The following is a 16,880-nucleotide window of genomic DNA, read 5'->3' as shown; positions in this document are numbered from 1 at the left end:
TTTTCATTTATCTTTGGTATACTCGCCGCCGCTTTTATTCGTTCTTTAACATCCGTTGGGAAATTCGTATGCATCCAATGCTAAACATTGCTATTCGCGCTGCGCGAAAGGCAGGCAATCATATTGCTAAATCATTAGAAAACACAGATAAAGTAGAATCTACACTTAAAGGCACTAATGACTTTGTCACTAACGTAGACAAAGAAGCAGAATACATCATCATCGATACTATCAAGCAGTCTTACCCAGAGCACTGCATCGTTGCTGAAGAACAAGGTCTTATCGAAGGTAAAGATAAAGACGTACAATGGATCATCGACCCACTGGATGGCAGCAATAACTTTGTAAAAGGTTACCCACACTTCGCTGTGTCTATTGCAGTTCGTATCAAAGGCAAAACTGAAGTTGCTTGTGTTTACGATCCAATGCAAAACGAGCTATTCACTGCACAACGCGGTGCTGGTGCACAGCTAAACAGCGCACGTATCCGTGTTACTCCGCTTAAAGATCTTCAAGGTACTGTTCTTGCGACAGGTTTCCCATTCAAGCAGAAGCAGCACTCTGAGTCTTTCATCAAAATCGTTGGCTCTCTATTTACAGAATGTGCAGACTTCCGTCGTAGTGGTTCTGCTGCGCTTGACCTATGTTACGTAGCAGCTGGCCGTGTTGATGGTTACTTCGAGCTAGGTCTAAAACCTTGGGATATGGCTGCAGGTGAGCTGATTGCTCGTGAAGCGGGTGCAATCCTGACTGACTTCGCTGGCGGTACTGACTACTTGAAGTCTGGCAACATCGTTGCTTCTAGCGCTCGTGGCGTGAAATCTATCCTTAAGCACATTCGCGAAAACGGTAACAGCGCGATCCTTAAGTAATAGATTTTGCAGTCAGCCTATCACGCTGATGAATCTTGATTAGCCCTGCTCTCCGAGCGGGGCTTTTTTTTTTTTTTTATTTTGAACAGTCAGCTTCTTTGTAAAATCGATCATAGTCAGCTAGCTGATCTATTTTTACCTGTTTTACTTTCCATACTTGTTCGCTCAATTCGAATAACAAAGAGACTGTGACAGGTTGATATATATCTCCAAATCCGTTTACGGAAAGGCAACCTACAGAACCATCCTTATCTGTACTTTCAAAGTAAGAGAGCTCTGTAATTAAACTCGATGAAATTGAAGACACAAAAGGAAACTTGTGACCAAATTTGACTGGATGGGATTTAATGTCATCGATTTCACTGAGAGTAAGGTCGGGTTGGGCTATCACTTTAATAACTTCATCGTACTGCATCTTATACAAGCTAAGTCTTATAGACATATATGTGTCGTAAAACTTGTTTGCAATAGATATGTTAGGTAAACCCGTCAGACATAGGATAGTCAGGATTTTTTTGACCATGACAACTTACACTCCAGCTTCACGAAGAGCTTGATCAATTTTACTCGGCTTAAACCTGTATTTGCACAATCCCCATTCACACTGTTCGACGAGTTCTCGTATATTTACTTGACCTGTAACACCAAAAGCCACGACACCAAAAAATGAAACACTTCCATTGTAGGTTAACACCCCGTCGCTACTGCTTTGGAAAGTGACTGATACTGAGAGGAGTTTGATGCCTAGCTCCTCAACTAATTCTCTTGAAACTTCGAACTTTGTAAACCCTAACTCACCCGATAGAGTGACTTTTCCAGAATCATCAACGGCTAACTTAAATCGTTTTCCACCGGTGACTAACTTTGTAGTTATCCCTTTATTGAACTTGTACGAAACCTCTATAAACTTCAGCAGCTGTACTTTGATTTCTGCTTGTCTTGACATTTCTCTCTCCGGAAAAAGTCTAAACATAGCTTGTCTTAATTAGCCAATCAAAACGTAGAATACTCCGCTAGAAACACGTCAAAGAAAATTGCAATTTTCAAGTTTATCAGATACAAAAAAACCGCTGAACATTCAGCGGTTTTTTTGTATCAGGTTCTCAATCTGCCTTATGGCATCTCGTCGAACTCTGCACCTTCTTTTTCTACTTGAGGTGGCATCAAGTGCTCTTTCTGGATACCCAGTTTTAGGGCAAGTGCCGATGCAACATAGATAGAAGAGTAAGTACCAACCGTAATACCAAGTAGTAACGCGGTTGCGAAACCGTGGATCATAGCACCACCCTGTAAGAACAGAGCAATCACTACAAACAATGTGGTACCTGAAGTGATCAGTGTACGACTCAATGTTTGAGTAATTGAAGCATCCATGATGTCTCCAGGTTCACCTTTGCGCATCTTGCGGAAGTTCTCACGGATACGGTCAAATACGACGATCGTATCGTTAAGCGAGTAACCGACTACCGTTAACAATGCAGCAACGATGGTAAGGTCAACTTCAATTTGCATGAATGAGAAGACGCCTAGCGTGATGATGATATCGTGCGCCAGTGCCAATACTGCACCTGCAGCAAGACGCCATTCAAATCGCATTGATACGTAGATCAGGATACAGAGTAGCGATACCAAGATCGCCAAGCCACCCGCTTCCGTTAGTTCATCACCAACGTTTGGACCGACGAACTCAATACGACGCATCTCTACACTTTCACCAGTACCAACTTTGATTGCACTGATGATCTGGTTGCCCAGCGTTTCACCAGAGACATCATCGCGTGGACGAAGGCGAACCATCACCTCACGAGAACTACCAAAGTTCTGTACGGTCGCATCACCAAAACCTTTTGCATCTAGAGATGTACGGATTTCTTCAAGGTTAGCTGGATTTTCAAAGCCCACCTCAATTAACGTACCACCTGTAAAGTCCAGGCCCCAGTTCAGCCATTTGGTTGATAATGTGAAGATAGAAGCAGCAATCATGAAGATTGAAAAAACAAATGCCACTTTCGACCAACGCATAAAGCCGATCGTCTTCTCTGCTTTTAGAATTTGAAACATATTAATTCCCAGCCTTAGATCGACAGTTTGTTAACGCGTTTGCCACCGTACAGAAGGTTCACGATACAACGTGTACCAATAATGGCGGTGAACATTGAAGTTAAGATACCGATAGATAGCGTTACTGCGAAACCTTTCACTGCGCCTGTACCAACAGCAAACAAGATGATTGCAGTGATAAGTGTAGTGATGTTCGCATCGGCAATGGTACTGAATGCGTTCGCGTAACCCTGGTGAATCGCTTGTTGTGGATTGCGACCATCACGAATTTCTTCCCGGATGCGCTCAAAAATCAGTACGTTCGCATCAACCGCCATACCAACGGTTAATACGATACCGGCGATACCCGGCAGCGTCATCGTCGCACCTGGAATCATCGACATCACACCGATAATCAGCACCAAGTTAGCCATCAATGCAATATTGGCAATCAGACCAAAACCACGGTAGTAAAGCAGTGTAAACAGCATTACCGCGACCATACCCCAGATACATGCCTGAATACCCATATCGATGTTTTGCTGACCCATTGACGGACCAATGGTACGCTCTTCCACGATAGAGATAGGGGCAATTAGAGCACCCGCACGTAGTAGTAGCGCAAGGTTGTGAGCTTCTGCAGCAGAGTCGATACCTGTGATACGGAAGTTACGGCCAAGCGCAGACTGAATCGTCGCCTGGTTGATGACTTCTTCGTGCTTCGTCAGAATAACTTTGCCTTCTGGCGTTTTACGACCGCTGTCTTTGTACTCAGCAAACACCGTCGCCATCAGCTTACCGATGTTCTTCTTCGAGAACGCAGACATCTTGTTACCACCTTCGCTGTCTAGCGAGATGTTAACTTGAGGACGACCATATTCATCAACACTTGAGCTCGCATCCGTGATGCTTGAGCCACCCAAGATAACGCGCTTTTTCAGCACAACAGGACGACCATCGCGATCTTGTTTGATTTCACTGCCTGCTGGCGCACGACCATTGGCCGCCGCTGCTAAGTCAGCTTTATCATCCACTTCGCGGAATTCCAGTGTTGCTGTTGCACCCAGAATTTCTTTTGCACGGGCGGTATCCTGAACACCAGGCAGTTCAACCACAATGCGGCTTGCACCTTGGCGTTGAACAAGTGGCTCAGCAACACCCAGTTCGTTTACACGGTTACGAAGAATGGTGATGTTTTGTTCTACCGCGTAGTTACGAATCTCTTGTAAACGTTGCTCAGTGAACGTCGCAACCAGAGCAAAGCGACCATTAGAATCAGACTCGACAAAGTTCATGTCAGGGTGATTCTTTTCCAACGTACTTTTCGCTTCAGCCAACTGCGCTTCATCACGAAGGAGTACTTCTACCGCTTCTTTACCTGAAGGGCGGATTGCGCGGTAACGAATCTTAGCGTCACGAAGTTCAGTGCGGAAAGCTTCTTCTTGCTGACCAACCAGTTTTTCCATGGCGGCATCCATATCCACTTCCATCAGGAAGTGAACACCACCACGCAGGTCAAGGCCTAATTTTAGTGGAGACGCACCAATGGCTTCTAACCAGTCAGGAGTAGAAGGAGCAAGGTTAAGTGCAACAATTTTGTCTTTGCCAAGCGCTTCGCTGATGACATCACGGGCACTAATCTGAGTATCAGTGTCAGTAAAACGGACAAGAATTGATCCATTCTCGAGAGCAATGGATTTATGAGAGAGTTGCTCTTTATCAAGAGCAGTAGTGACAGCATCCAGCGTTGACATATCTACAGAGGCGCCGCGCGCCCCTGTAACTTGAATAGCCGGATCTTCACCGTAGATATTTGGAAGTGCATATAATGCAGCTGTGATGACAGCAAAAAGCACCATCAAGTACTTCCATAATGGGTAACGGTTTAGCACAGCGAGGACCCTTTAGCTGTTTTATAGAGACTTAAGCGTACCTTTAGGCAGCACTGCAGTTACGAAGTCTTTTTTGATTACAACTTCATTGTTTGCATTAAGCTCGATTGAAATGAAATCATTGTCTTCAGCAATCTTAGTAATTTTACCTACTAGACCACCGCTGGTTAGAACTTCGTCACCTTTGCCCATAGAAGACATTAGATTTTTGTGCTCTTTTACTCGCTTGCTTTGTGGGCGGTAAATCATGAAGTAAAAGATCACTGCGAACATGCCAAGCATGATTAGCATTTCAAAACCGCCGCCTGCTGGTGCGCCTTCTGCTGCTGCATGAGCCTGAGAAATAAACATTAAAACATCCTCATTATATTTTATTGATAATCCAACAAATTGGGCTTTCGCAGTTAAGATTCAAGTATGAAAGTGACTAATAGAGATCACTCTCTCAAAAATAACGTGCGTTAGCCTATTTTATTAGCAAAAGCCTCTGGCGACATGCCAAAGGCTTTCATTTTTTAAGCTTTGCTTAGTGGTGGCACTTCGCGGTCACGACGAGCATAAAACTCTTCAACAAACTCATCGAAACGATCTTCATCAATCGCCTTACGAATACTTTCCATCAAACGCTGGTAGTAACGCAGGTTGTGGATCGTATTAAGACGTGCACCCAATATTTCATTACAACGCTCTAGATGATGAAGGTACGACTTAGTGTAGTTTTGACAAGTGTAACAGTCACAGTGCGGATCTAGCGGTGTTGTATCCGTTTTATGTTTCGCATTACGGATCTTGATCACACCACCAGTCACAAATAGGTGACCATTACGCGCGTTACGCGTTGGCATTACACAGTCAAACATGTCGATACCGCGGCGTACACCTTCTACTAAATCTTCTGGTTTGCCAACACCCATTAAGTAACGAGGTTTGTCTTCTGGCAATTGTGGGCACGTATGCTCAAGAATACGGTGCATGTCTTCTTTAGGTTCACCTACCGCAAGACCACCAACAGCATAGCCGTCAAAACCAATTTCTGTTAAGCCTTTAACTGACACATCGCGTAAGTCTTCGTAAACACCGCCCTGTACAATACCAAACAAGTTATTCGGGTTTTCAAGCTTATTGAAGTGATCGCGTGAACGTTGCGCCCAACGCAATGACATTTCCATCGACTTTTTCGCTTCGTCGTGTGTCGCTGGGTATGGCGTACACTCATCAAAAATCATTACGATGTCAGAACCCAGATCTTTTTGAATTTCCATCGACTTTTCTGCGTCCATGAAAATCTTGTCGCCATTTACTGGGTTGCGGAAATGCACACCTTCTTCAGTGATAGTACGCATTTTACCCAGGCTGAATACCTGGAAACCGCCTGAATCGGTAAGAATAGGACCATGCCAGTTCATGAAATCGTGCAGGTCGCCGTGCATTTTCATCACTTCCTGACCAGGACGTAACCAGAGGTGGAATGTGTTACCTAGCAGAATTTCTGCGCCGGTACCTTTTACTTCTTCCGGTGTCATGCCTTTAACAGTACCGTACGTACCGACTGGCATAAATGCTGGAGTTTGCACAGTGCCACGTTCGAAAGTCAATTGACCACGACGAGCAGTGCCGTTTTTCTTCTTAAGATCGAATTTTAATTTCACGATGCCTCCGGGTGTCAGAGAAACAGTCTGACGATATTTTCGGGATAGTCCCCATTAAGGAGCGGTCGCCTTTCCTTGCGAGAGACAAAGCAGAGTTTCCGCTTTATTTCCTAGCCTACTGCTAGCACTCGTAAAGCTATTATTAGCTATGCAGTTTTCTTCTTGATGAACATTGAATCACCGTACGAGAAAAAGCGGTATTTATTTTCTACCGCATGCGTATAGGCATTCATGGTGTTCTCGTAACCAGCAAACGCACTCACCAACATGATCAATGTAGATTCAGGCAGGTGGAAGTTCGTAATCAAGCAATCCACCAGCTGGTATTCGTAACCAGGGTAGATAAAAATTTCGGTATCACCGAAGAAAGGAACGAGCTCCGTGCCCTTCTTCAGCGCATCTTGCGCTGCGCTTTCCAGCGAGCGAACTGAAGTCGTACCCACGGCGATAATGCGACCGCCACGAGCCTTAGTTGCATGAATAGCATCCACCACTTCTTGCGGTACTTCTACATACTCTGCATGCATGTGGTGATCGTTAATGTTGTCGACTTTAACTGGTTGGAACGTACCCGCACCAACATGCAAGGTAACATACGCAAACTCGGCGCCTTTTGCCTTGATCTTGTCTAATAAAACATCATCAAAGTGCAGCCCTGCTGTTGGCGCAGCTACGGCACCTGGCTTTTGGTTATAAACCGTTTGGTAACGCTCTTTATCGGCGTCTTCATCTGGGCGGTCGATGTATGGTGGAAGTGGCATATGGCCAATTTCTTCCAGAATCTCCAGCACCGTCTTATCAGAGTTAAACTTCAGCTCAAATAGTGCATCATGACGAGCCACCATTTCAGCTGAATATTCATCGTTCTCGCCAACAATTATGGTAGTACCCGGTTTTGGTGATTTGGAACAACGCACATGAGCCAGGATGCTCTTATCATCCAACATACGCTCCACCAACACCTCGAGCTTGCCGCCAGATTCTTTGCGACCAAACATTCGTGCAGGAATAACACGGGTATTATTGAAAACCACCAGGTCACCCGGTTGAACTTGATTCAATACATCGGTAAATGTGCCATCAACAATCTGACCAGTATTACCATCCATTTGCAGTAGTCGGCTGGCAGTACGCTCTGGCTGAGGGTAGCGAGCGATGAGTTCATCTGGAAGGTCGAAATGGAAATCTGATACTTGCATGTTACTTGTCTTTTAAATGGTTCAAATCATACCAACGAGGGCGATAAAATTGCGACGAGTTTTTCGCGGCAGACTAGTATACCCAAATAACCTCGAGATGCTAGGTTCAGCGAAAATGACTTGGTTTACGGACGCGGCAACGATTTAAAGTTCGAGTGGTTTAAATTCAAAAATCGTTAACAATGCAAGCGAGCTAATCCAACTCACTCGCACATCAACAGGCCGCTTCGAAGTGATGAAATTATAGATAAATAACTCACTGTGCAGTAAAAAACAGAGCGGGTTTCATCAAGATATTTTATTGATAAAAAACGGGGTGAGTCTCAGATATATCGTTAAATATTTTCTATATTTAGAAAAAGGATAACGTCATTGGAGGTCTCTATGATCAAGGTTGAAGACATGATGACTCGCAACCCTCATACTCTTTCTCGATCGCACACCCTGCGTGATGCAAAAAATATGATGGAAGCGCTCGAAATTCGCCACATCCCGGTTGTTGATGCCGATAGACATTTACAAGGCTTGGTGACTCAACGTGATATTCTCGCCGCGCAAGAATCTAGCTTGCATCCTGATGAGGCTGAACAATCTTTCACTTTAGATACGCGTCTCGACAAAATGATGCACACCAACATCATGACTGCAGAGCCGCGAGCAGGATTAAAAGAAAGTGCCATCTATATGCAAAAGCATAAAGTCGGCTGTTTACCTGTGGTCAATAAAGGGCACTTGGTCGGAATTATTACAGATAGCGACTTTGTGACCATCGCGATTAACTTGCTTGAGCTACAAGAAGAAGTCGAACCAGAAGAGATCGAGCCAGACGAAGAAACACTCTAAAAATCGCGTTAAGTTAAAGTAAACATCATTTCTGAAGTGAAAAAAAGAGCGGCAATTTTGCCGCTCAATGTGCCACTACTGGCGTCGTTTTGGGAAATCGAAATTTTGCCTAACTAATTAGAATTGGTCTTCTTCTGTAGAACCCGTTAGTGCTGTAACCGATGAGTTACCACCTTGAATCGTGTTGGTCATTCTGTCGAAGTAACCAGTACCTACTTCTTGCTGGTGAGCTACGAATGTGTAACCTTTTTCTGCTGCCTGGAATTCTGGGCGCTGTACTTTTTCAACGTAATGACGCATACCTTCACCTTGAGCATAAGCATGTGCCAGTTCAAACATGTTGAACCACATATTGTGGATACCCGCCAGAGTAATGAACTGGTACTTGTAGCCCATGTCCGAAAGCTCTTGCTGGAACTTAGCAATGGTTTCTGCATCCAGGTTTTTCTCCCAGTTAAATGAAGGAGAACAGTTGTAAGCAAGTAGTTGATCTGGGTACTCAGCGTGAATCGCTTCTGCAAACTTACGAGCTTCTTCCAGACAAGGGGTTGCTGTTTCACACCAGATCAAATCTGCATATGGTGCGTAAGCCAGACCACGAGAGATAGCTTGGTCGATACCAGCACGCACACGGTAGAAACCTTCCTGAGTACGCTCGCCTTCGATAAAGTCTTGATCGTATGGATCACAATCTGAAGTCAGAAGGTCTGCCGCATTGGCATCCGTACGTGCAATAACCAGCGTTGTTGTGCCCGCTACGTCTGCTGCCAGACGAGCTGCAACCAATTTTTGCACCGCTTCTTGAGTCGGAACCAGTACTTTACCACCCATGTGACCACACTTCTTAACTGACGCTAGCTGGTCTTCAAAGTGAACGCCTGCAGCACCCGCTTCAATCATAGATTTCATCAGTTCGTAAGCATTAAGTACGCCACCAAAGCCTGCTTCCGCATCCGCTACGATTGGCAGGAAGTAGTCAATACCACCTTCATCTTCTGGAGACTTGCCGCTCGCCCACTGAATTTGGTCAGCGCGACGGAAAGAGTTATTGATGCGCTTAACAACAGAAGGGACTGAGTCTACTGGGTATAGTGATTGGTCTGGGTACATTGTTGAAGCGGTGTTATTGTCCGCAGCAACCTGCCAACCAGAAAGGTAAATCGCTTCGATGCCTGCTTTTGCCTGTTGAACAGCCTGACCACCCGTTAGTGCACCCAGACAGTTTACGTAACCTTTTTTCGAGCTACCGTTGACCAGTGACCACAATTTGTCTGCACCACGTTGTGCAATTGTGTTTGCAGGCACCATAGAGCCACGAAGCTCAACAACTTCTTCAGCAGTATAAGTACGTTTCACGTTTTTCCAGCGTGGATTCGTTGCCCAGTCTTTTTCTAGAGCTTCAATTTGTTGGCGGCGAGTTAATGTCATTGGTCTATCCCTCTTTATAATTTGCACTTTTTGTATGTGCGTTGAGTTCCCGTTCTCAGGCAGTACATCCATCTCTGCCGTCAAAGTCCTTCACGTTATTGGTTTTGTGTTTATATTGTTAATCTAAATATTTGTATTCTTAGTCCAGGTAGTCGTACCCTGGAATGGTTAAGAAGTTCGTCAGCTCATCGCTGGTTGTCAGCTTCGCCATCAGTTGCGCAGCCTCCACAAAGCGACCTGCTTGGTAACGCTCTTCTCCTATTTCTTGTTTCACTACTTCCACTTCTTCTTGTAAGTAGGACTCAAACAGTTCTTTTGTAACTTGTTGGCCGTTGTCCAGCGATTTACCATGTTGAATCCATTGCCAGATAGAAGCGCGAGAAATCTCTGCTGTGGCCGCATCTTCCATCAGGCCGTAGATTGGCACACAGCCGTTGCCAGAGATCCATGCTTCGATGTATTGCAAAGCAACACGGATATTGTGGCGCATACCTTCTTCTGTACGCTGTCCCTCACATGGCTCTAACAGTTCAGCAGCCGTGATTGGTGCATCTTCTGAGCGACTAACATCCAGTTGGTTCGAGCGCTCACCGAGGATGGCACTGAACACTTCCATCGCAGTGTCTGCAAGACCTGGGTGCGCAACCCAAGTTCCGTCGTGACCATTGTTGGCTTCCAAAGACTTATCGTTGTGAATCTTATCCAGAACCTTCTGGTTTTCTTGTTGGTCTTTGGCAGGAATGAAAGCTGCCATGCCGCCCATCGCAAATGCACCACGTTTATGACAAGTGCGTACCAGTAGTCGTGAGTAAGCATTCAGGAATGGCTTATCCATAGTCACGACCTGACGGTCTGGTAAAACACGGTCCGGGTGGTTCTTAAGTGTTTTGATGTAACTGAAGATGTAATCCCAGCGGCCACAGTTCAGACCGACGATGTGCTCTTTCAGAGAGAACAAAATTTCATCCATCTCGAATACAGCTGGCAGCGTTTCAATAAGAACGGTCGCTTTAATCGTGCCAGTTTCCAGACCAAAATATTCTTCGGTGAAATGGAACACTTCACTCCACCACTTCGCTTCGTGGTGAGATTGCAGCTTAGGGATATAGAAATATGGGCCACTGCCTTTTTGTAATAGCGCCTTGTAGTTGTTGTAGAAGTACAAAGCAAAATCAAACAGTGCGCCTGGAATGATCTGACCATGCCATGTCACGTGTTTTTCTTTTAAGTGGAGACCACGTACACGGCAGATCAACACCGCTGGATCATCTGCCAGCTGATAATGCTTACCGTTGCCTGGGTTGGTGTAACTGATGGTACCGTTAACGGCATCACGCAGGTTTACCTGACCATCAAGAACAGCACTCCAAGCTGGGGACATCGAGTCTTCGAAATCTGCCATGAACACTTTTACATTCGCATTCAGAGCGTTGATCACCATTTTGCGATCCGTCGGACCAGTGATTTCCACTCGGCGATCTTGTAGATCTTGTGGAATCCCCAAGATCTTCCAGCTTCCTTCGCGAATGTCTTGTGTTTCTGGCAAAAAGTCTGGCAGTGCACCCGCATCGATGCGTGCTTGTTTTTCTTCTCGAGCTTGCAGCAGTTGTTCTACACGTCCGGCATATTTTTCACAAAGCAGTGATAAGAAGGTTTGGGCCTCTGAAGGGAAAATTGCCTGATGTTCCGGAGCAAGTGCACCAGTAACCTCAAGCATGCCTTGGGTCTGCTTCGTTGGTTGTGTTTTTTGTTCTGTCTGAGCAAGCATAATCATTCATCCTTAACGTGCTTTATCAATCTTGGGCAGTCAGCGAAAAGCTACATTTGTAAGTTATGAACAACAAATTACATCTTTAAACTTTGTGTTCATCTCTGAAGGCCGTATGTGTAGATTGCGTAAATCAGCGTGCTTTTTCAATCTAGACATAAGTCTTACCGGCCTTCAAATAAGCTATATCAACAAAGGATTTAGAGGAACCCCCAAGATAAACAAAAACTGAAATTCGAAGTTTTATTCGGCACCAAATAAACAGCTTATATTTGAGTCGTTTTTGTAAGTTATTACGTAATTAAATTACATAAATTTTTTGACATAATAATCATTTAAAACAGCTGTATGAATAGAGTATTAGGCGGGGAATCCTTGTATTCACAAGGACGGGATGGATGAATTCAAACGAAGCTTAAACACGACACTGAGTGATATGTGTAAAATTAACATTGTGTAATTTCACTATTTTATGAAATCTTCATCAAAGAAAAGCTGTAAAATTTTACAAGTTAAAGTTTACCAACAGAATAAAATGCTAGAAAGCACACCATTTCTAGTGTGCTTTTAGGGGGATATTGGCATGAAGTGGGCTAATACTAATAGCTAAAGCAGTTCAGATACGACATCTGCAAGTTGATTGAATGTATGTGTGCGGGATGAACTTGGACGCCAGACAAGACCTATTTCGCGGTAAGCTTGTTGACCGGGAGGATCAATTACGACTAAGTTTTGGTTATGCAGGAGCCCGTGATCGATGGCCATCTGTGGAATAAAGGTTGTCCCTAATCCATTCGCGACCATTTGCACCAAAGTATGTAAACTGGTTGCGGTAAATGGATTAATCTTCTCTTTATCTGTCAACTTACAAGCCGATACGGCATGTTCGGTCAAACAGTGTTCTTTCTCCAGAAGAAACACGGATTCATCTGGCAGATCAGCGTAACGAATCGGTATCGGCACAGAATCAACTTGATTTGCGCTGATAACCATACGAAATGGGTCTTTGCCCACCACACGGCTTTCCATCCCTTCTATTTCTACTGGTAAAGCAAGGATTAGCACATCCAGTTCGCCGTGCCGCAGTGCCTGCAACAAGTTATTTGTCGTATCTTCTCTAAGTAACAGGTTCAGTTGCGGAAAACGGTAATTGACTTCCTGAACCAGGTCGCACAGCAAGAAAGGCGCTATCGTTGGAATACAACCTACTTTTAGCTGCCCCTGCATGTCATCGCCCTGGCACATTCGGCCAAGCTCGACTAAATCTTGCCCTTTCGCCAGTAATTCACGACCACGCTTTACGACAATTTCGCCAGTCTGTGTGAAAACTAACGGGCTCTTCTTATCTTTCTTTTCATATAAAGGGCAGCCAATCAAATCTTCAAGGTTTTGAATCCCTTTACTCAAGGTTGACTGACTGACAAAACATCGTACTGCAGCTTCACTAAAATGTCGTGTTTCATGCAGCGTCACCAGATAGTGTAACTGCTTTAGGCTAGGCCACTTATTCATAATTGTATTAATATTTACCACTACTCTAGTGATCGAGGTAATGTTTTTTTATTATCGTTTTTTTCGATTAACTCAATCTATTTAATTCGCTTTTTTCAATACTACAATCTGTACTATAGTTTGTCTCGAATTAATACGGACCAAGACAACAATACCGTATTCGTCTTGGAACTAACCATAATTTCTTAGGAGCAAAAAATGGTACTAGTAGGTCGTCAAGCCCCTGATTTTACTGCAGCAGCTGTTCTAGGTAACGGTGAAATCGTTGATAGCTTCAACTTTGCAGAATTCACTAAAGGTAAGAAAGCCGTTGTGTTCTTCTACCCACTAGATTTCACTTTCGTTTGCCCATCTGAGCTAATCGCATTCGACAACCGTCTGGCTGATTTCCAAGCTAAAGGCGTTGAAGTAATCGGCGTTTCTATCGATTCTCAGTTCTCTCACAACGCATGGCGTAACACTGCTATTGAAAACGGCGGTATCGGTCAAGTTAAGTACCCACTAGTTGCTGACGTTAAGCACGAAATCTGTAAGGCTTACGACGTTGAGCACCCAGAAGCAGGCGTTGCTTTCCGTGGTTCTTTCCTAATCGACGAAGAAGGCGTTGTACGTCACCAAGTAGTTAACGACCTACCACTAGGCCGTAACATCGACGAAATGCTACGTATGGTTGACGCTCTTAACTTCCACCAAAAGCACGGCGAAGTATGTCCTGCTCAGTGGGAAGAAGGTAAAGCAGGTATGGACGCATCTCCACAAGGTGTTGCAGCGTTCCTATCTGAATTCGCTGGTGACCTAGCGTAATCATAGACCCTCACCCAAGCTCAATGGGTGATATGGTTGGATGTATATAAAGCAAAAGCTATAGCGGAAAATCCGCAAACGCCAATCAGTCTAAGTAAAGTCAAATCAAAGCCCAGAGTATTCACTCTGGGCTTTATTTTTCCTGCCTGTAAAGCAAACGAGGTAACAACGAAGCAATAAATTTACCTCTATTTTCCTTACCTCCCACCAAGATTCTCATACTTGTGCCTGATACTATTTAGCAGTAAATAATCATTCGGAACAACAACGTGATCACTCAGTTAGAAGTCTGTATCGATAATATCGAATCTCTTCATCATGCCATTTCTGGTGGAGCAACTCGCATTGAACTTTGCTCATCGCTTGCCTTAGGTGGCCTGACTCCGAGTTACGGTTTTATGCGGCAAGCCGCCAAGCTGTCTACAGTTCCTGTCTATGCAATGATTCGTCCGCGTCAGGGTGATTTCCTCTATATCGAAGAGGAAATTGAAATCATGCGCCAGGACATCGAAGCCGTACATCACGCAGGTTTAAATGGGGTGGTTCTGGGTGTATTAACCCACGCAGGCGATATTCATCTTCCCTTTGCTACAGCACTGTGTGAATTTGCACAGGCGCTTGAATTAGGGGTCACTTTTCACCGCGCTTTTGATCAGTGCCGTAATGCCGAACAAGCCTTGGAAGATGTTATAAGTTTAGGTTGTGAACGAATTCTGACCTCAGGTCTTGCTCCAACCGCCCCTCAGGGCAGTGAAGTTATAAAGTCTTTGGTAGAACAAGCCAATGGACGCATTAGCATCATGGCTGGCGCGGGTGTTAATTCAGAGAACGTACGCACACTGGCGCAACAAACTCAGGTACAAGAAATACACCTTTCGGGTAAAAGTACACGCCGAAGCCACATGAGTTTTGTCGCCAGCCAAAGCAAAATGGGTGCTACTGATGTCGATGACTTTACGATTCCTGTCACCAGCTCACAAGCCATTTCCGACGTAATCGCAGCTCTCAGATAGAAAACTCGAAATGCGGCTCGATTGAGTGCTAACATATTGATTATCAGGGAATGAGGAATTAAGCATGTCGAAACTGAAGAAAAAGGAATACGAATCTGAGCTCAAAAAGCTACAAGTAGAATTGGTTAAGCTGCAAGAGTGGGTTAAACACAAAGGCTTAAAAGTAGTTGTGCTATTCGAAGGCCGTGATGCTGCCGGAAAAGGTGGGGTTATTAAGCGCATTACCGAGAAGCTTAACCCGCGTGTATGCCGCGTCGTCGCTCTGCCAGCGCCAACAGAGAAAGAGAAGACGCAGTGGTATTTTCAACGCTACGTTGCGCATTTACCATCCGCTGGTGAAATCGTCTTGTTCGACCGAAGCTGGTATAACCGAGCAGGTGTTGAGAAGGTGATGAACTTCTGTACCCCGGATGAATATGAGGAGTTCCTGCGTTCTTGCCCTGAATTTGAACGTATGCTGCAACGTTCCGGCGTCATCTTAATTAAATATTGGTTCTCTGTCTCCGATGAAGAGCAGGAGAAGCGCTTTTTAGGCCGCATTAACACGCCGATAAAACGCTGGAAGTTCAGTCCGATGGATTTGGAATCTCGTCATCGCTGGGCTGAATACTCGGAAGCGAAAGATAAGATGTTTGCCTATACCGACACCAAAAACTGTCCTTGGTGGGTTGTTCCATCCGATTCCAAAAAGAAAGCTCGCCTAAACTGCATCAGCCATCTTTTGAGTCAAATTGATTACAAGGCACTTGAATATCCACCCGTAGAACTTCCTGATCTGCACAAAGAAGGTTATGTCAGAGCCCCTATCGATGATCAGACCTTTGTGCCGGATAAGTATTAGCCCAGATCTCTCAACAAAAAAGAGCAGCCTTAATAAGCTTAGTGCCTGTCGCTTAACGATTTTATCTGCGTCATTCCAGCGAGCTCTAGCGAGACTAGGAATCTAATAGAAGCGCGCTGAGCACTTAACGAAATACCTTTAGTCATAAAGTGCTCGGTAATTAGATCCTGAATCACGCTCCTTCGTCGCTGTTCAGGATGACGGGGTGCTTAAACATGCCGTTCGCCGCTAAACGAACGGCATTTGCTGGTATAAACTGGCCTTTTTGTTTGCCATTCGGTGTCTTTACTTCAGCACATCATCGATGCTCTGGTCACCCAGATGACGAACGTCCTTGCCTTTCACGAAGTAGATAATGTATTCACAGATGTTTTGGCAGCGGTCACCTACTCGCTCGATAGCTCGTGCGGACCACATCACTTGTAAGATATGAGGAATATTTTTCGGGTCTTCCATCATGTAGGTCATTAACTGACGAATCACCGCTTCGTACTCGGCATCCAGCTTATCGTCCTGCTTATGAACGGCGGCGGCGGCCTCAACATCCATGCGGGCGAAAGCATCAAGCACCTGATGCAACATCTGAATAGCCTGACGGCACAAAGGTTCCAGGGAAACCTGAAACTGACGCTCTTTTGATGCAGGGCTTTCGATAGCGACATAGGCTATACGCGTTGCCACATCGCCGATACGTTCGAGATCAGTAATGGTTTTAATGATCGCCATAATCAAACGCAAATCTTTCGCCGTAGGTTGACGCTTGGCAATAATACGAGTGCAGGCATCATCAATCGACACTTCCATCGCATTCACTTTGTGGTCATCACGCACAACCTTACGTGCAAGCTCGATATCTTCCTTGTGCAAGGCCTGAATAGCATACGACAGTTGCTGTTCAACCAAACCACCCATGGTTAAAACATGAGTACGAATCGATTCTAGCTCTACATTAAATTGTCCTGAAATATGACGTCCAAAGTGCATGATGTTCCTTCTATTTAGTGTTGAGGCATCCAGTG

At 44.9% G+C, this 16,880-nt stretch carries 16 protein-coding genes; 5 read left to right on the top strand and 11 right to left on the bottom strand.

Annotated features, from left to right (window positions below):
* Positions 1-68: 68 nt before the first annotated feature.
* Positions 69-872 (top strand): inositol-1-monophosphatase, encoded by an 804-nt coding sequence (suhB, locus tag ACWYU8_RS19745; protein ID WP_457521460.1) that lies wholly within the window; start codon positions 69-71, stop codon positions 870-872.
* Between the two features lie 76 nt (positions 873-948).
* On the opposite strand, the gene ACWYU8_RS19740 is transcribed toward suhB, so the two are convergent.
* The 7 genes from ACWYU8_RS19740 to queA form a co-directional block, all read right to left on the bottom strand.
* Positions 949-1,287: a hypothetical protein gene (locus ACWYU8_RS19740; RefSeq protein ID WP_457521459.1), complete on the bottom strand. Its 339-nt coding sequence runs from the start codon at positions 1,285-1,287 to the stop codon at positions 949-951.
* 114 nt (positions 1,288-1,401) lie between these two features.
* Positions 1,402-1,818 carry a hypothetical protein gene (locus ACWYU8_RS19735; RefSeq protein ID WP_457521458.1) on the bottom strand — a complete coding sequence of 139 codons (417 nt, stop codon included), beginning with the start codon at positions 1,816-1,818 and terminating at the stop codon, positions 1,402-1,404.
* Between the two features lie 167 nt (positions 1,819-1,985).
* Positions 1,986-2,933 (bottom strand): protein translocase subunit SecF, encoded by a 948-nt coding sequence (secF, locus tag ACWYU8_RS19730; RefSeq protein WP_457521457.1) that lies wholly within the window; start codon positions 2,931-2,933, stop codon positions 1,986-1,988.
* Between the two features lie 14 nt (positions 2,934-2,947).
* Entirely contained in the window at positions 2,948-4,804 is a 1,857-nt protein-coding gene (secD, locus tag ACWYU8_RS19725; RefSeq protein ID WP_457521456.1) for a protein translocase subunit SecD, read from the bottom strand.
* 21 nt (positions 4,805-4,825) lie between these two features.
* Positions 4,826-5,155: a preprotein translocase subunit YajC gene (yajC, locus tag ACWYU8_RS19720; protein ID WP_005424903.1), complete on the bottom strand. Its 330-nt coding sequence runs from the start codon at positions 5,153-5,155 to the stop codon at positions 4,826-4,828.
* Positions 5,156-5,319: 164 nt separating this feature from the next.
* Positions 5,320-6,453 (bottom strand): tRNA guanosine(34) transglycosylase Tgt, encoded by a 1,134-nt coding sequence (tgt, locus tag ACWYU8_RS19715; protein ID WP_457521455.1) that lies wholly within the window; start codon positions 6,451-6,453, stop codon positions 5,320-5,322.
* 146 nt (positions 6,454-6,599) lie between these two features.
* Positions 6,600-7,652: a tRNA preQ1(34) S-adenosylmethionine ribosyltransferase-isomerase QueA gene (gene queA, locus ACWYU8_RS19710; protein WP_457521454.1), complete on the bottom strand. Its 1,053-nt coding sequence runs from the start codon at positions 7,650-7,652 to the stop codon at positions 6,600-6,602.
* A gap of 384 nt (positions 7,653-8,036) precedes the next feature.
* Here queA and ACWYU8_RS19705 point away from each other — a divergent pair, with 384 nt between their 5' ends.
* Positions 8,037-8,495: a CBS domain-containing protein gene (locus ACWYU8_RS19705; RefSeq protein WP_457521453.1), complete on the top strand. Its 459-nt coding sequence runs from the start codon at positions 8,037-8,039 to the stop codon at positions 8,493-8,495.
* Positions 8,496-8,612: 117 nt separating this feature from the next.
* Here ACWYU8_RS19705 and aceA read toward each other — a convergent pair whose 3' ends face one another.
* The 3 genes from aceA to ACWYU8_RS19690 form a co-directional block, all read right to left on the bottom strand.
* Entirely contained in the window at positions 8,613-9,923 is a 1,311-nt protein-coding gene (gene aceA / locus ACWYU8_RS19700; protein WP_457521452.1) for an isocitrate lyase, read from the bottom strand.
* Between the two features lie 139 nt (positions 9,924-10,062).
* Positions 10,063-11,691, bottom strand: coding sequence for a malate synthase A (gene aceB / locus ACWYU8_RS19695; RefSeq protein WP_457521451.1), 1,629 nt, complete (start codon positions 11,689-11,691; stop codon positions 10,063-10,065).
* A 606-nt stretch (positions 11,692-12,297) separates the two neighbouring features.
* Positions 12,298-13,203, bottom strand: coding sequence for a hydrogen peroxide-inducible genes activator (locus tag ACWYU8_RS19690; protein ID WP_457521450.1), 906 nt, complete (start codon positions 13,201-13,203; stop codon positions 12,298-12,300).
* Between the two features lie 198 nt (positions 13,204-13,401).
* Between ACWYU8_RS19690 and ACWYU8_RS19685 the strand changes: the two genes are divergently transcribed.
* From ACWYU8_RS19685 to ppk2, 3 genes are all read left to right on the top strand, one after another.
* Positions 13,402-14,007: a peroxiredoxin C gene (locus ACWYU8_RS19685; RefSeq protein WP_457521449.1), complete on the top strand. Its 606-nt coding sequence runs from the start codon at positions 13,402-13,404 to the stop codon at positions 14,005-14,007.
* A 269-nt stretch (positions 14,008-14,276) separates the two neighbouring features.
* Entirely contained in the window at positions 14,277-15,020 is a 744-nt protein-coding gene (locus tag ACWYU8_RS19680) for a copper homeostasis protein CutC (protein WP_457521448.1), read from the top strand.
* Between the two features lie 64 nt (positions 15,021-15,084).
* Entirely contained in the window at positions 15,085-15,861 is a 777-nt protein-coding gene (ppk2, locus tag ACWYU8_RS19675) for a polyphosphate kinase 2 (RefSeq protein WP_457521447.1), read from the top strand.
* A 285-nt stretch (positions 15,862-16,146) separates the two neighbouring features.
* Here the strand turns inward: ppk2 and phoU are convergent, their stop codons facing one another.
* Positions 16,147-16,845, bottom strand: coding sequence for a phosphate signaling complex protein PhoU (phoU, locus tag ACWYU8_RS19670; protein WP_457521446.1), 699 nt, complete (start codon positions 16,843-16,845; stop codon positions 16,147-16,149).
* Positions 16,846-16,880: the final 35 nt, after the last annotated feature.

The sequence above is a fragment of the Vibrio limimangrovi genome (genome assembly GCF_054064025.1).
Note: the sequence above shows the minus strand (reverse complement) of the source record. Positions and strands in the feature narration are given on the sequence as shown.

Bases quoted from the DNA above. Each gene is read 5' to 3' on its own strand.
- suhB (WP_457521460.1), top strand. From the start codon at position 69: ATGCATCCAATGCTAAACATTGCTATTCGCGCTGCGCGAAAGGCAGGC.
- ACWYU8_RS19740 (WP_457521459.1), bottom strand. From the start codon at position 1,287: ATGCAGTACGATGAAGTTATTAAAGTGATAGCCCAACCCGACCTTACT.
- ACWYU8_RS19685 (WP_457521449.1), top strand. From the start codon at position 13,402: ATGGTACTAGTAGGTCGTCAAGCCCCTGATTTTACTGCAGCAGCTGTT.
- ACWYU8_RS19705 (WP_457521453.1), top strand. From the start codon at position 8,037: ATGATCAAGGTTGAAGACATGATGACTCGCAACCCTCATACTCTTTCT.
- phoU (WP_457521446.1), bottom strand. From the start codon at position 16,845: ATGCACTTTGGACGTCATATTTCAGGACAATTTAATGTAGAGCTAGAA.
- aceB (WP_457521451.1), bottom strand. From the start codon at position 11,691: ATGCTTGCTCAGACAGAACAAAAAACACAACCAACGAAGCAGACCCAA.
- ACWYU8_RS19735 (WP_457521458.1), bottom strand. From the start codon at position 1,818: ATGTCAAGACAAGCAGAAATCAAAGTACAGCTGCTGAAGTTTATAGAG.
- secF (WP_457521457.1), bottom strand. From the start codon at position 2,933: ATGTTTCAAATTCTAAAAGCAGAGAAGACGATCGGCTTTATGCGTTGG.
- ACWYU8_RS19690 (WP_457521450.1), bottom strand. From the start codon at position 13,203: ATGAATAAGTGGCCTAGCCTAAAGCAGTTACACTATCTGGTGACGCTG.
- yajC (WP_005424903.1), bottom strand. From the start codon at position 5,155: ATGTTTATTTCTCAGGCTCATGCAGCAGCAGAAGGCGCACCAGCAGGC.
- queA (WP_457521454.1), bottom strand. From the start codon at position 7,652: ATGCAAGTATCAGATTTCCATTTCGACCTTCCAGATGAACTCATCGCT.
- ppk2 (WP_457521447.1), top strand. From the start codon at position 15,085: ATGTCGAAACTGAAGAAAAAGGAATACGAATCTGAGCTCAAAAAGCTA.
- aceA (WP_457521452.1), bottom strand. From the start codon at position 9,923: ATGACATTAACTCGCCGCCAACAAATTGAAGCTCTAGAAAAAGACTGG.